Source organism: Acinetobacter sp. 22323, assembly GCF_052044895.1.
Lineage (GTDB): Bacteria > Pseudomonadota > Gammaproteobacteria > Pseudomonadales > Moraxellaceae > Acinetobacter > Acinetobacter schindleri.
On record NZ_JBQEOL010000027.1, the window covers coordinates 1 to 15,074 of the forward strand.

General features: G+C 41.3%; 16 protein-coding genes. 11 read left to right on the plus strand and 5 right to left on the minus strand.

All coding sequences use genetic code 11. The annotated features are described in order from the left end of the window. The 3 genes from ACTJIX_RS13920 to ACTJIX_RS13930 form a co-directional block, all read left to right on the plus strand. Positions 1-1,146 (plus strand): IS4-like element ISAbe18 family transposase (locus ACTJIX_RS13920; RefSeq protein ID WP_440611543.1); only part of this gene is annotated, 1,146 nt, incomplete at its 5' end. A 211-nt stretch (positions 1,147-1,357) separates the two neighbouring features. After that, complete coding sequence (locus tag ACTJIX_RS13925) at positions 1,358-1,624, plus strand: PAAR domain-containing protein (RefSeq protein WP_005221686.1); 267 nt, start codon at positions 1,358-1,360, stop codon at positions 1,622-1,624. A gap of 124 nt (positions 1,625-1,748) precedes the next feature. Further along, the gene (locus tag ACTJIX_RS13930; protein WP_008304721.1) at positions 1,749-2,552 is read left to right on the plus strand and encodes an alpha/beta fold hydrolase; all 804 of its coding nucleotides are present in this window, start codon (positions 1,749-1,751) and stop codon (positions 2,550-2,552) included. Between the two features lie 57 nt (positions 2,553-2,609). On the opposite strand, the gene fabR is transcribed toward ACTJIX_RS13930, so the two are convergent. After that, positions 2,610-3,290: an HTH-type transcriptional repressor FabR gene (gene fabR / locus ACTJIX_RS13935; RefSeq protein ID WP_004894263.1), complete on the minus strand. Its 681-nt coding sequence runs from the start codon at positions 3,288-3,290 to the stop codon at positions 2,610-2,612. A 149-nt stretch (positions 3,291-3,439) separates the two neighbouring features. On the opposite strand from fabR, the gene ACTJIX_RS13940 reads away from it, so the two are divergent. Beyond that, entirely contained in the window at positions 3,440-4,507 is a 1,068-nt protein-coding gene (locus ACTJIX_RS13940) for a ferredoxin reductase (protein ID WP_440611544.1), read from the plus strand. Between the two features lie 14 nt (positions 4,508-4,521). Further along, positions 4,522-5,616 (plus strand): fatty acid desaturase family protein, encoded by a 1,095-nt coding sequence (locus tag ACTJIX_RS13945; RefSeq protein WP_005221693.1) that lies wholly within the window; start codon positions 4,522-4,524, stop codon positions 5,614-5,616. Between the two features lie 65 nt (positions 5,617-5,681). On the opposite strand, the gene ACTJIX_RS13950 is transcribed toward ACTJIX_RS13945, so the two are convergent. The 3 genes from ACTJIX_RS13950 to ACTJIX_RS13960 form a co-directional block, all read right to left on the minus strand. Further along, positions 5,682-5,885 carry a hypothetical protein gene (locus ACTJIX_RS13950; protein ID WP_004894267.1) on the minus strand — a complete coding sequence of 68 codons (204 nt, stop codon included), beginning with the start codon at positions 5,883-5,885 and terminating at the stop codon, positions 5,682-5,684. A 260-nt stretch (positions 5,886-6,145) separates the two neighbouring features. Then, positions 6,146-6,805, minus strand: coding sequence for an HAD-IB family hydrolase (locus tag ACTJIX_RS13955; RefSeq protein WP_440611545.1), 660 nt, complete (start codon positions 6,803-6,805; stop codon positions 6,146-6,148). After that, positions 6,772-7,977 (minus strand): DUF1615 family protein, encoded by a 1,206-nt coding sequence (locus tag ACTJIX_RS13960; RefSeq protein WP_026056709.1) that lies wholly within the window; start codon positions 7,975-7,977, stop codon positions 6,772-6,774. The genes ACTJIX_RS13955 and ACTJIX_RS13960 overlap by 34 nt, the downstream gene beginning before the upstream one ends. An 81-nt stretch (positions 7,978-8,058) precedes the next feature. On the opposite strand from ACTJIX_RS13960, the gene dusB reads away from it, so the two are divergent. The 3 genes from dusB to ACTJIX_RS13975 all read left to right on the plus strand — a co-directional run bounded on the left by dusB (position 8,059) and on the right by ACTJIX_RS13975 (position 11,113). Beyond that, positions 8,059-9,084, plus strand: a complete 1,026-nt coding sequence (gene dusB, locus ACTJIX_RS13965) for a tRNA dihydrouridine synthase DusB (protein WP_163168298.1) — start codon at positions 8,059-8,061, stop codon at positions 9,082-9,084. A gap of 244 nt (positions 9,085-9,328) precedes the next feature. Next, complete coding sequence (locus ACTJIX_RS13970) at positions 9,329-9,985, plus strand: hypothetical protein (protein WP_163166382.1); 657 nt, start codon at positions 9,329-9,331, stop codon at positions 9,983-9,985. Between the two features lie 456 nt (positions 9,986-10,441). Further along, entirely contained in the window at positions 10,442-11,113 is a 672-nt protein-coding gene (locus ACTJIX_RS13975) for a glycine zipper domain-containing protein (protein ID WP_004894274.1), read from the plus strand. Positions 11,114-11,182: 69 nt separating this feature from the next. Here ACTJIX_RS13975 and ACTJIX_RS13980 read toward each other — a convergent pair whose 3' ends face one another. Next, positions 11,183-12,229, minus strand: a complete 1,047-nt coding sequence (locus ACTJIX_RS13980) for an NAD(P)H-dependent flavin oxidoreductase (protein ID WP_305176831.1) — start codon at positions 12,227-12,229, stop codon at positions 11,183-11,185. Between the two features lie 205 nt (positions 12,230-12,434). On the opposite strand from ACTJIX_RS13980, the gene ACTJIX_RS13985 reads away from it, so the two are divergent. The 3 genes from ACTJIX_RS13985 to ACTJIX_RS13995 all read left to right on the plus strand — a co-directional run bounded on the left by ACTJIX_RS13985 (position 12,435) and on the right by ACTJIX_RS13995 (position 15,049). Then, entirely contained in the window at positions 12,435-13,694 is a 1,260-nt protein-coding gene (locus ACTJIX_RS13985) for a putative DNA modification/repair radical SAM protein (RefSeq protein ID WP_004894280.1), read from the plus strand. Then, on the plus strand, positions 13,694-14,473 hold the full coding sequence (locus ACTJIX_RS13990; protein WP_248603639.1) for a TIGR03915 family putative DNA repair protein: 780 nt from the start codon (positions 13,694-13,696) through the stop codon (positions 14,471-14,473). Before ACTJIX_RS13985 ends, ACTJIX_RS13990 begins: the two co-directional genes overlap by 1 nt. 66 nt (positions 14,474-14,539) lie before the next feature. Next, positions 14,540-15,049 carry a hypothetical protein gene (locus ACTJIX_RS13995; protein WP_004812548.1) on the plus strand — a complete coding sequence of 170 codons (510 nt, stop codon included), beginning with the start codon at positions 14,540-14,542 and terminating at the stop codon, positions 15,047-15,049. The last annotated feature ends 25 nt before the right edge of the window (positions 15,050-15,074 follow it).

Below are 15,074 nucleotides of genomic sequence, written 5' to 3' on the forward strand. Positions count from 1 at the left end.
CATCAGAATACCGTATTTCATGAGCTAATTAAACCTGTTGTGCGACAGGATTTTGAACAACTTGCTAAAGTACACCATGTTGGACAGAAATTTAGAGCGGCTTCCCGGTGGGATCAGTTTATTGCCATATTGATGTCTCAATTCTCTTGTAGGCAAAGTCTGAGAGATATTCAATCCAATTTGGAGTGCCAACAGGAAAAGCTAAGTCATCTCGGAGCAAAGTCTATTCCCCGAAGCACGCTGGCACGAATCAATGAGCAGCAGCCTGCTGCCTTATATCAACAGCTATTTTACAAGTTGCTTAAATACTATGAACACTCAAAAGTAGCTCATAAATTTCGCTTTAAGAATCCCTTGTATTCCTTGGATGCCAGTCATATTGACCTGTCGCTTTCCTTATGTGAATGGGCCAAAGTTCACGACTCAAAAGCCAGCATGAAACTCAGCATAGGATTGAATCACAGCAATGATATTCCTGAGTTTGTTGCAGTTGAAAATGGCAAAGAAAATGACATGGTACAAGGCCGCAAATTCCAGTTTCCTGCTGGCAGCATTGTAGTTTTTGATAAAGGCTATGTCGATTACCAATGGTATGCAAATCTGACTGCTCAAAACATTGGATTTGTCACACGTTTTAGGCCTAAATCTGTGTATCAGGTGATCCAGCAACATCCAGTGCTTGAATCCAAAGGTATTCTAAAAGATGAAACCATTCAGCTGAATAGCGCACATGCCCTAAAAAGAAAAGCCCCAGTGTTAAGAAGAATTGAATATAGAGATCAGCAAAGTGGCAAGCACTTTAGTTTTCTCAGCAATAACTTTCATTTAGCCGCCTCCACCATTGCGGCGATTTATAAAGATCGTTGGAAAGTTGAGCTGTTCTTTAAGGCGATTAAGCAGAATCTCAAATTAAAAGCGTTTCTAGGCCGCAGCAGGAACGCAATTCAGACACAAATCTGGATTGCGATGATCGCCTATTTATTGGTGAGTTTCGCTCAACATTTAGGAAAAACAGGTTGGACAGTTCAACGTTTACTCAGAATAATTCAAGTGAATTTGTTTGAAAGAAGAACTTTAAAAGCTTTATTTTCACCCGATAAAATACCCATAAAACAAGAGGAAGCTCATTTGAGCTTCCTCTTGTGAAAAATTGTGGGACAGCAATGGCCTTCGGGCTGTTTTTTTATGGCTATTTTTCTACAATAAATTTGGATGGCTATCATCAGGACTTATATGATTAAAACTATTTCATTTAGATAAGAATATTTGTTTGAAGATATAAGCTGTCAGTAAATGGTTGTTGTTAAAAATCATCTTCGGTTAAAATGGTAAAAAACCATAACAAGAAATCAAAATAATGTCTCAGGCGTTTATTACTCTAGGCTCGCAAACTTCACATGGTGGTGTAGTTGGTGAAGCGGAAAATTCTATATTAATTCACGGAATCGCTGTGCATTTACAAGGCATGAAGCATTACTGTCCCAAGTGCAATAGCGTGGTAACCGCCATTGCTAAAAATCAATCCATAACTGTTTTAGGGCGGGCTGTGATTGTCGCAGGTGACAAAGCCAGTTGTGGTGCCCAGTTTCTGGCAAATCAGCATCTGACAGTTTCGCAAAAATAATCCAGCTGCTTTTATCCTTCATTCGGTGACTTCAAGGTCATGCTTAGGAAGAATATGTGCTCATTTTTAGTCATCTTTAAGGTTAAGCTTGCAGACATCATGGATTGAAAAACTATATAACCGCATGAAGCCAGCCTTACATTTTACCCATGCCAATGGCATTCCATCAGCGACCTATCGGAAGTTCCTGAACGGTTTTCAGGATGAATATACGGTTAAAAGTATTCCTTTGATCGGCATGAATCCAGATTATCCAATTACCACAGACTGGCGTTATTTGGTGGATGAGGTGATTGCCGATATTGAACAGCAATTTTCAGGACAATCAGTGATTGGACTTGGGCACTCTTTTGGCGGTTTGGTTACGATGATGGCAGCTTATAAAAAGCCAGCTTTATTTTCTAAGCTTATCATTATGGATCCGCCTTTTGTGATTGGGAAAAACAGTGCGTTATTTGAACTGGTAAAAAAGCTCAATTTAAAAAGTATTGATCGCTTTACTCCGGCAGGTATTACTTTAAAGCGTAAAGACCACTGGTCATCTCAGCTGGACGCGGTGGAAGCGCTGAGATCGAATCGTCTGTTTAAGCATTTTGATGAACAGTGTTTTCAGGACTATATCGACAGTGGAATTGTTGAAGATCAACAGCGCGGTGGTGTAACTTTAAAAATTCCAAAACAGGTTGAAGCAGAAATCTTTCGGACAGTTCCGGCCTGGTGGTGGCGTACCCCGCGTAAAGCACCGCAAGTTCCCATTCACCTCATCACTGCAGAACAGAGCCAGTTCTATCAACAGGGTCTGCCGCAAGGCTTAAAGAAAATTTATCAAATTGATTATTCAGTCTTGCCAGGTGGACATATGTTCCCACTGGAACAGCCAAAACAGGTAGCTGAATATGTAAAAGCCAAACTGAAAACTTTGGGATAATATCAAATAGAAAGAGATAACCGACATCTCTTTCTATTTAGCTTGTATTCATCAAGATTAACGGATTTGAGACTGATCGAGATGTCGAGCACCTTCCAAAATCATGCGGATCATGATCATGGTCTGCTCCGCAATTTCCTGACGTTCATCAGCTGGCATATCTATCACTTTGGCACCCATGTTAAATACCAGCTGGGTAATCGCTTTGGCAGCGATATCCGGATAGAGCAGACGGCTTTTATTCAGTCTTTCCAGACGTACCAGGTCTTCCTGTAATTCCTGCTGGAAATACTGGAGTTGACGTTCTACCGCCTGTTTATATGATTGTGAACCGGTATAGCCTTCACGGAGTAACAAACTCAGGTTGCCTTCATCAGCATCTAACTGGGCAATGAATACTTCTACTGAACTACGGATAATACTGTTCTGTTTCGATGCCTTTAAGCGTGATTCATTCAGAATCTTACGCAATACCAGACCGGCACGGTCAATTAGTTCAATTGCCAGTTCATCGATATCTTTAAAGTGACGATAAAAGCTGTTCGGTGCAATACCGGCTTCGCGTGCTACTTCACGCAGGCTTAAAGAGGCAATACTTTTTTGTGGGCCAATCAGATTTAAGGCTGCCTGAAACAGTTCTTCTTTGGTAATCGTCGCCTTACGCCCCACGCTGCGTACAATGATCGGTTCATCAATGTTCTTTGTTTTGAGTAGGGAAGCGTCACTGCTTATTTTCATTGAAGACTCGTCATGTATTGGATATGAGGCATTCCAGTATTATAGCGAAGCGCAGCAAACTTGTGAAATGAATAGAAACAATACACATGTATATACAAATATATATACATGTGTATAATAATTCAAAACCCAACAAGATTGCTATGAAGATGCAGGTACTCGCAAAACGTAAATCGCCGATCGATTTCTTTAAAGAAAGCGTGATTGATCAGCATGCGATTAATTTCTGGATGCAGAAATTTAACCCACTCTGGTCGCTGAACCAGCCATTGGGCAAGATTGTGCATAAAGAAAATGCTGCCCAGGATATGGTCAGCCTGAAAATTCAGGTCAATCGCTTGTTTAAATTTGGCGAAGCGGGCCAGCATCATCCAGTTTACGTTGTGGTAAATGGTATTCGTTACGAGCGTAGCTATAGTCTGACTCAGCTGGATCAGCAACATGTGTTACTGACCATCAAGAAAGTTGAAGATGGTAAGGTAAGTCATTGGGCGGCAAATATCGCTCAAGTTGGTGACATTATTGAATTCGGTTTGCCATTTGGTGATATGACTTTAGCTGTTGAAGCAACACCAATGCTGTTGTTGGCGGCGGGTAGTGGTATTACACCTATGCTGAGTTTGCTCGAAGCATTGAGCAAGACTGGCAAGCTGAGTCAACAGCCAGTACAGCTTCTGTACTGGGTAAAGCATTATCAAGATGTCGCATTCAAATCACGTTTTGAAGAATTTGCTGCGCAGTATCCAAACTTTAGCTTTAAAGTATTCGCGACTCAGGAAAAACCGGCTGCGGAACGCTTGAATCAAAGTCATCTGACCGATCTTCAAAATATTGATCAGACAACAGTCTATGCTTGCGGTCCATCAGGTTTTGTCACTCAGGCAGAAATACTGTTTGCTCATGCCAAAGTATTTAAGTCTGAAGCTTTCAGCATGAGTTTGGACGATAACACTGAAACAGGCTTTGTGAATGTCACACTGACGCAATCTAATAAAGTTGTTAGCATTCCAAAAGGTCAGTCTATTCTGGCGAGTCTGGAACAGCAAAATATTAAACCGAACCACGGCTGTCGTATGGGTATTTGTAATAAATGCGCTTGCAATAAAGTTGAAGGTTCTACCAAAAATTTAGTCAATGGCGCACAAAATAAAGAACCAGGAAATCTCCTGAAAATTTGTGTGAATTCAGCGCAGACTGACCTTGTCATCGACCTATAAGCGAGTTGATCACTATGAATATGCCAGTAAAATTTCAGTATTTTAAAAATCCGAAAAACCGTGAACTGACACAGACAGAATTGGACGAACTTGCGCGTGAACTTGATGCGATCAAGCAGGAAGTGCTAGATGACTTGGGCGAGAAAGACGCGAAATATATCCGTCGTGTCTATTCTGCAATTCGTTACTCTTCTATTGCGGGTCGTGCGTTATTGTTCGCAGGCTGGTTCCCTCCAGCATGGATTTTAGGTACAGGTCTGCTTGGTTTTGCCAAAATCATGGAAAATATGGAGTTGGGTCATAATGTCATGCACGGTCAGTACGACTGGATGAATGATCCTAAGATGAATGGCCAGACTTATGAATGGGACATTGTGGGTACTTCTGACAACTGGCGTCAAACCCATAACTTTAAGCATCATACCTATACCAATATTAAAGGTATGGATGATGATATCGGCTATGGTCTGGTTCGTCTGTTCCCTGAACAACGCTGGAAACCGGGTTATTTATTGCAACCGATTTACAGCATTCCATTCTGCCTGTTGTTCCAATGGGGCGTAGCGATTCAAAACCTGGAACTGGGTAAATATTTCAAGGGTCGTAAAACCAAGGAACAGACCAAAGAAGAATGGAAACCAATGCAGCGTAAAATTACCAAGCAGCTGTTTAAGGACTATATCTTCTTCCCATTAATTGCAGGTCCTGCTGCATTGCCGGTGTTTGCTGGTAATATGGTGGCAAATGGTATCCGTAACGTTTGGACATTTAGTATTATTTTCTGCGGTCACTTTACCAAGGATGTTGAAGTATTCCCGAAATCAGTACTGGAAAACGAAAGCCGTGGTCACTGGTATATGCGCCAGATTCGTGGTTCATCGAATCTGACAGGCTCTGAAGCATTTCATATTCTGACTGGTCACTTGAGCCATCAGATTGAGCATCATTTATACCCTGATGTACCTGCACGTCGTTATCGTCAAATGGCGCCAAAAGTTCAGGCAGTCTGTGAGAAATATGGTCTGAACTACAACAATGCCAGTCTGGTAAAACAGTACGGCAGCGTGATCAAGCGTATTGTGAAATATGCTTTTCCGTTTAAAAAATAAGTTTAGATGATTTAATAGAAAACCACTTCAATTGAAGTGGTTTTTTTATTCCTTTAATTATATTTTCAGTCTTGAACATGGCTACGTAAAATCCGAATGAGATTGATATAGTTTCCTTTCTTTGCGGCTGAAATGACACGATCGATTTCTTCTTTTTTCCATTTATGCCGACGTGCAGCACAAATAAATTTTGATAGCAAAATAAAAGGATTTTCACCGTATTGGATATATAGATTTCTTATGTATTTGGGGGGATTAAATTGATTCATAGTTACATTGCCTTAATGAAATTAAATCGCTGTACTAGGTTATTTGTGTGAAATGTATCACGATAAATGGCGTGTTATGATATTTATAGACTAAAGTTATAAGTATTAGATTTTATTTATATAAATATGAAAAATTATTATTTAGTCTATTCTGTTTAAAAATTTAAATAACCAGCTTAAATTATCTTTATATTTAATTATGTATCATGAATATTTAATTATAATTTCAACTTGAAAATACATTTATTATTTAAAGAATATTAATTTGAGAGTTTTTTTATAGTATTTAGATTTTCTAATACGGGTAATTTCTTGTCAAAGCCCACCATATAGCTATGCTGCGCTAAACTCAGCATTTCCTTATCTTCCTCACTATTCCCATAAGCATAAATCGTCTCGTAATCTACAAGATTGATTGCTTCTAAAATCCGTAATTTCTTTTGCAAACAGCTACAGTCGGGTGTTAGATATTTCCCTGTCAATTTTCCATTTTTGATTTCCACTTTGGAACAGAGCAGCTCAAAACTTAGAGTATTAGCAATCATTTCCAGATATAGATCAATGGTTGCTGAAACCAGTATAACTTTATGTCCTAACTTTTGATGCATTTTCAGCTGCTCAAACAGGGCAGGGTCAAGATTCCCTAAAATCTTATTCGCGTATTGCAATGCTAAAGGGTAAATTATTTTTACATCAGCATCTTTAAACATGGCTAAATAAAGCTTTGGTCGCATGCGATGAGCAGGATAGAGTTTGAGATAATAAGCAGTAATCCACGGCAAAATTTTCAGACCACGCCAAATAATATGTCGTTTTTTCAGGACAGAAAAAATAAACCCTGTAAAGCTGTCATGTGGATACAGGGTGCCATCAAAGTCAAATAAGGCTAGAGCTTGAGGTTTTTGATTTTGCGCATGCATGTTTGGTAACGGCCATCTACACGGCTAGCAAACCAGTTGGTATTGTAATCACGACTCAATTTTGGTCCAGAAATCACCACTTCAGGCATGATGGCATAAAAAGGTTCTTTACCCGTTTGTTCCTGATATAGTTTCGCTACACCACGATAGGTCATGGTGTCTTCAAAATCCTTTTCCTTTTCCTTCTTCAGGTCAGAACGGATCTGACGCTCAGTAATAATGAAATTATGCTTGGCAAATACATTGATTAATTCACGTTCAGACTGACTTTTCTGAGAGCGGATACTGCCATCTTTGCTATATAGCAAGAGATCGCCATCCAGATCCAGTTCGGCTTCAGTCAGGTCATTGAGCATGCTCTGGAAGGCAGCATTACGACTGGAATACATGCCTGAATTATAGTCGGCAAAACGATAGATCGGTTTATCATAATCTGCCGGATACATCATCAGACGATGAATACCATAATACAGACCGCCATACTGACTATACAGATCGGTACGCAGTTCAGCGATATTGCCACCTTGACGCTTATGCTCCTTGGCATAGCTAATATGCACCTGCATCGAACCTAAAGTCGTAATCGGATTAAGCTTTTCGCCGATGTTTTGACCAAAGAGTTTGGCTGCACCCGTTAGGGCACTCACGTGATAATGTTTGGCCATATAGTCAAATATTTCACGATACAGTTCATCCAGTTCACGTTCAGTTTTAACCTTACGCATCTGGCTGAGATAGTTGTTATCCGGAGTGGGATGATTCTTCAGAACATCCTGGAAATATCCTGCAACTGTTCCACCGATACTTTCACCAAGTTTCTCGGTAAATTTTTCTTCCAGACGGCCTTGAACTTCTTTTACTGCTTTTTCGCCCAGACCAGCAACAGTTGGATTTGCGTGGAAATTAGATTCCTGATCCACCACTGCGACGATGGTACAGATATTCTGTTTAGTTTGGGGAATACCCAGTTGTTCGGTAATATCATAGATATCTTTAGCCCATGAATCACGATTGCTGACACGTGATGGAATCGCTTTAGGTATCTGGTCAGCTTCCATAGTTGGCTCATCAGAAGACCACCAGGAACCATTGCCACAGCCAGCAAGACTTAGGGATAAAGCAAGGACAGACCACGATTTAACAGTAAAAATTCGGTGAAGTGTGTTGTTCATGTTGTCTAAATCAGATTCCAGCAGATGAGCGATCAAGGCAGATGCAGTATACTATGCTCATCAACAAAGTGATGAATTTATATGTATATTGGTCCGTATCAACTATCAAATAATTTGATTGTTGCTCCCATGGCAGGCGTGACAGACCGTCCGTTCCGTACACTATGCAAATATTTTGGTGCAGGTCATGCTGTTAGTGAAATGATGACTTCAGACAAAACCCTGCGCATGAGTAAGAAAAGTTTGTACCGTGCTAATTTCGATGGCGAACTGGCGCCAATTTCTGCACAAATTGCCGGTTCAGATCCGCGTGATCTGGCAGAGGCGGCACGGTATCAGGTTGCGAACGGCGCACAAATTGTTGATATTAATATGGGTTGCCCAGCTAAAAAAGTCTGTAACAAGCTGGCTGGTTCGGCATTACTGCAAGATGAAGATCTGGTTGCACGTATTCTGGATGCCGTTGTTGCTGCAGTTGATGTCCCCGTGACTTTAAAAACCCGTCTGGGTTATTTAAATGGTCAGGAAAATATCATGCGTGTGGCCAAGCGGGCAGAAGAAGCCGGTATTGCGGCCTTGGCATTACATGGCCGTACCCGCGAAGATATGTATTTAAACACAGCGCGCTATTCACTGATTAAAGATGTGAAGGAGATATTGAATATTCCCGTGATTGCAAACGGAGATATCGACAGTCCAGAAAAGGCCAAATATGTACTGGATTATACCGGTGCCGATGCGGTGATGATTGGACGTGCAGCGCAGGGACGTCCATGGATTTTTCGTGAAATCGCACATTATTTAAAGACTGGAGAACAGCTGGCTGCACCAAGTATTGCCGAAGTTAAAGAGGTTTTACTGGGTCACTTGGCTGAACTGTATGAATTTTACGGTGAATATTCTGGCTGCCGAATTTCCCGTAAGCATATTGCCTGGTATACCAAAGGTCTCCGTTCCAGCAATGAGTTTCGTCAGAATATGTATAAGGTGGAAAGTACCGCAGATCAATATAAAGTGGTAGAAGCCTACTTCAATAATCTGCTGGAGCATGGTCAGATCATGAGTGATGTGCAGGTCGAACAGGTGAATCTTCTGGAAACAACCTGATTTTCCGCATTACCTGAAATGAATTCCTTCTTAAGGTACTGTCGTTTAAACAGTACCTTTTTTATATCTATGTTATGCAATACAGCAGGCGTTTACATGATGGAAATACCTGTACAGAGTTAAGTACTAACTTCACTAAAACCGGACAGGACTTGGACAGTATTAACCTGAATTTTCTCTATGATAAAGGACATGTGCAAGATGAATTTCAATTTTGTCTAAATAAAATCAAGGGAGAATCAGAATGACAAATATTAATCGTCCAGTTTCAGAGATTAATCCAACTACTCAAACCGATCTGGTTGAGGACAATAACGCAATAAAACATGAAGAAGTTGTGAAAATGGATCCTTCAATCGCACAAGGTACTGATCCTAATTTAAATCCAGCAGATACTACAAGAACCCTTGATCCAGATGAGAAAAAGGCTGAAACTGGAGATCAGGCATTGGCAACCGGTGCCGGAAGTGTGGGTGGAGCGGCCATTGGCGCAACACTTGGTATGGTGGGTGGACCAGGAGGCTCCTTGATTGGCGGAGTTGTTGGCGGCGTACTTGGCGGAATCGCAGGTAAGGATATTTCAACACCAGATCATCCAGACCATGGTATTGAAAATTCGAGTCTATTAGGAGACCATGACAAGTACTGGCGCGAAGAGTATCAAAGCAGACCCTATTATAGTGAAAGCCGCAATGTGCATGGGGATCTGGACTATGATCGTGATTATCGCGGGGCTTACCAACTCGGTTATGAAAATCGTGAACATTACAATGGTAAAGAATTTAATGAAGCTGAACCTGACTTGCGAAGCAAATGGGAGCAATTCAAAGGTGAATCTCGTTTGACCTGGGAACAGGCTAAATATGCAGTCAAAGATGCATGGGATCGCACAACTCGCTAAACCACATCTTTAGATAAAACCTCTCTACTTCGGAGAGGTTTTTTTATTGTTCTATAAATACAAATCTAACCTTTATTTGCTTTACAGTAGTCTAAATCCTTCAGATTAAGACTAGCTATTTTTAATACGTCTATTATATCCGAGGCATCTGACAGTCATCATTGAAAATGGGCAAGTGGATAATGTATTTAAAACGACTATTCATGAATAAATACAAAATTGAGGATTTCGAAAAATTATAATTACCTGGTTATAAAAACTATACTTATTTGATGTTTATTCATGCAATTTAGACATGCCTGTTACATCCGTAGTCTACAGGTACATAGCGTAGTATATATTCACTGAAACGGGACAGGACTTGGACAGTGTTAACCTGAATTTTCTCTATTATAAATAAATCAAAGACAAGATGAGATTTCTATCTTGGCTATAAAAGATCAAGGGAGATTTAGAATGACAAATACCAATCGACCAGTTTCAGATATTAACCCAGCTTCACATCGTGATTTGTCTCAAGAACGGACTGATGTATTAAGAGATGATGAAGCATTAAAAAGCAGCCCGACCACTTCAGGCAGTGCACGCCCAGATTTAAATTTACCAGATACCGAAAGCCATCGTGTTCCCGATATGAATGAAGCGGGTGATCATCCTGTGGCTACCAGTGCTGGAACCTTAGGTGGCGCTGCAGCAGGTGCGGCGATTGGAGCAGTCGGTGGTCCTGCAGGTGCAGTTGTCGGCGGCCTTGTTGGGGGGGTAGTAGGTGGCCTAGCTGGAAATGAAATGGCAGAATCAGCACGACCTACACTAGATACACCAGAAGGTATTGCACTTTCAGGTTCAGAAAATTTACAGGATGATGATCACTACTGGCGTGAACAGCATCATCAGACTCCTTATTATAGTGAAAGCCGTAATGTCTATGGTGATCTAGACTATGATCGGGATTATCGTGGCGCATATCGCCTCGGTTATGAAAACCGTGAATATTACAATGGTAAAGAATTTAATGAAGCTGAACCTGATTTGCGTACCAAATGGGAACAGGTTAAAGGTGATTCCCGTCTCAATTGGGAAGAAGCCAAATTTGCAGTGAAAGATGCATGGCATCGTGCGACTCGCTAAATTCTGTTACGCATAAAAAAACCTCTCAATATTGAGAGGTTTTTTTATTTTAATGAGAAGAAAAACTGCTTATTCTCGATGTTTAATCTCCAGAATCAGCTGGTTAACCAGGTCCGAAGCTTCCATTTCGCGTGTTTGTGCGGCGTTTGAGCCAGCCCAGAAAGCGCCATAGCCATGATCGCCATGTTGAACGGCTGCTGCATGTAATTGCTTGGCCAGGTCATAAGTATATGGATAGGCTGGTACATCCAGGCGATCCGGGGTGTCGATATCAGTATGCCAGTGATTGATAATGCCACGCGCAGGACGACCAGAAATGCTTGCAGTCACTTGAGTCAATGGTTTAGATAACAAGGCTTTACGATAGGCTTCATTGGCATTAGAGGTTTTGCACTGTACAAATGCCGTTCCCAGCTGAACGGCTTCAGCACCAAACTCCAGCATCTGTCGTGCCTGATAGCCGTCCATAATGCCCCCAGCGGCTACAATAGGCAAGGAGCAATACTGTTTAATCAGCTTGATTAAATTCGAAGTTTTGACTGAGGCATCAAATTTGGTGCTGAAAATTCCACGGTGCCCACCTGCTTCAATACCTTGAGCAATCACCACATCAATGCCAGCAGCCTCGATCGCACGTGCTTCAGCCAGATTGGTCGCAGAAACCATGGTGATAATTCCAGCCTCTTTAAGTGCTTGAACCTGATGCGAATGCGGAATACCGAAGTGAAAACTCACCGCTTTTGGACGTGTTTCCAGAACCAGATTCAGGAAATCATCATTGTCCCTAAAGCTTGGATAAATGCATTTCAAGGTTCTGGGTGATTCTACACCAAACTGGGCGAATTTATCCTTGAACTGCTCGATCCAGGCTTGAGCGACAGTGTCATCTAAGTCTTCAGTTTTATGGCAGAAGAAATTGACCTGAAAAGGCTGATCGGTCAGCTCCTGAGTTTTAAGAATCTGTTCACGCGCAGACTGTACGCTACTGGCACCTAATCCTAATGAACCCAAAGCACACTGATTAGAGACTTCAGCGGCCAGCTCAGGTGTGGAGACACCGGCCATGGGTGCTAACAGAATTGGGTGTTTAATGCCTAATTTTTCCAATAAAGACATGGCTTTGCTCCTTGTTATCACCTTACTGTGCCTTCGCCTTGAAAATTAAGCAAATCATATTGGTTATTTTATTTTGAAATATTCGACTATAGTTACATAAGCTTTACATTTGCGACGACACTCATTGTCGCTGTACTGATCGATTGCATAGTAGATGAAATCCTGCAGTTTTATAATACTGTTTTAGTTAAATTTTCCTAAACTCATGTCTGATCGTATACGTGAAAAATTACAGATTCTCGCTGATGCTGCCAAATATGATGTGTCCTGTTCATCTAGCGGCAGTAATCGAAAGAATAAAGATAAAGGTCTAGGCAATACTGGCAACGGGATCTGTCATAGCTATACTGAAGACGGTCGTTGTGTTTCCTTGCTGAAAATCCTGTTTTCCAATGTCTGTATTTATGACTGCTCGTATTGCGTTTCACGCCGTTCTAATGATGTAAAACGGGCCGCTTTTACCGTGCAGGAAGTGGTTGATCTGACCATGAACTTCTATCGTCGTAATTATATTGAAGGGCTGTTCTTGAGTTCAGGCATCTTTAAGTCTGCCGATTACACCATGGAGCGTATGCTGCAGGTAGTCAAGAAACTGCGGCTGGAAGAAAACTTTAACGGTTATATTCATCTTAAGACCATTCCGGGAGCTTCGCAGGAAATTATTACTGAAGCAGGTCTCTATGTGGACCGGATGAGTATCAATCTGGAAATGCCAACAGAAGATGGATTACGAAAATTTGCCCCAGAGAAAACTCATGCTGAAGTACAGAAAGATCTGGGCATTGTGCGTGATCGTCTGATTCAAATGAAAGACGAAAGTAAAATTATCAAGGCTGTACCCAAATTTGTACCGGCAGGCCAGACTACACAAATGGTGGTTGGGGCGCATAGTGAAACGGATCGTGATGTCATTTTGATGGCGGATCGGCATTACAAGGAATTTAAACTAAAGCGTGTGTATTTTTCCGGTTATATCCCGATTAATGCTGAAGAAAAAGCACTACCGGCCGTGGGTTCAGCACCACCATTATTACGTGAAAACCGGCTGTATCAATCTGACTGGTTAATGCGTTTTTATGGTTTTGATGCTGAAGAAATTGTCGATGACCAGCATCCGAATCTGGAACTGGATATTGATCCAAAGCTCAGCTGGGCATTGCGTCATCCGGAAGCCTTTCCAGTCGATATTAATCGCGCTGAGTATAAAATGATTCTGCGAGTACCAGGAATCGGAGTGCGTTCCGCCAAGAAAATCGTTCAGGCGCGCCGTTTTGGTCAGATTCATATTGATCAGCTGAAACGTATGGGGGTAGCTTATAACCGTGCGCAGCATTTTATCCACTGCGCCGATACACCAAAATTTAAAAAAGAACAGCAGTCTCAACAGATTCGGCAGCAGATATTGCAGTCGGGTTATTCAAAATATCAGCAGCAACTTTCACCTCAACTGGGATTAGGGTTCTGATGGCCTGTTACTGTTTTGATGGCACGATGACAGGACTATTGAGCTGTGTATTTCGTGCTTTTGAATTTCGTGAATTTGAGGTCAGAATTACTGCCAATCCACATGCACAAAATGGTCTGTTTGATGATTTTATTCATGTGGTGTCCAATGATGCGCATGGCCAGCGTGTCTGGCAAGGCTTAAAGCAGAAAGTCGGTTCAGGCAGCTTGAGGGCTTTTTACTATACCTTTTTGGCGGAGCAAGAACAGGCTTTCCAGGTCCTGTTTGACTTTGCGGTATATGTCTTTCAGAGTCAGCGTCCAGTAGATCAAGACTATGGTCATGCTGCGGTATTGGGCATGTCACAATGGGCAAAACAGGTGGGACGTGAAAAGCACCGGATGGAAGCTTTTGTGCGTTTCAAAAAATGTCAGGATGGTTTGTTCTTAAGTTTGATCAAGCCAGATTTTAATGTGCTACCGATTATTAGCAAACACTTCAAGGAACGTTACCAGGATCAGACCTGGCTGATTTATGATGAACAGCGCAAATATGGTATCTACTATGATTTAAAAAAATTACATCAGGTAGAAATGAATGCCGTACAGATAGATCCACAAGTCCGGCTTGGACATAGTCAGTCTTTCAGCGTTGAACTGGATGATGAGGAATTACTCTATGACCAGCTTTGGAAAGACTATTTTCATAGTGTGAATATTCAGGCACGTAAGAATATGAAGCTGCATATTCAATATGTACCTAAACGCTATTGGCGATATATGAATGAAAAAGCACTTTGAAACACATGCTTCAGGATTTTCAGGCATAATCAGAACGTTATTGTTTTTTGATTGAGTGATGTGTTTATGAAGGTATGGCTGAGTACATTGGCGCTAGGCTTGACGTTGACTGCATGTTCGCAAGAACCCGAAAAGGTTGAGGTCGACCCCGCTCAGTATCAGGTTAAAAATGCTCAGGAATTACAGCAACGCTTTGATACCCTCAATCAAAAACTGGCAACTGACTTTAGCCAGTTTAAGAAAGTCGAAAGTATTGCCTTTGCGCATCAGTTCCCTTTAGATGTAAATAACCTGAGAACCTTGAATCAGCATTTGGTCGCAAGCACAGCACTTAAGTCCAGTAAAATGGCCTATTGCGATATGATGAATGGCTATTTTGCCGAGATGTATCGACTGGGACATTACAATCTTAATTTAGTGAATGATATTCAGCTGCCAAATACAGAAAAAGAAGATCTTAAAGCGAATTTCTCAACGGCTGATCAATTCTATACCTTTATTCTGGATCGCTATACCAGCTATCGTCAGGTACAACAAACCATGAACTATGGTTGTAATCTAAAAGCGGCACTATAAATTTTTAAAATTATTCAGTGCATAA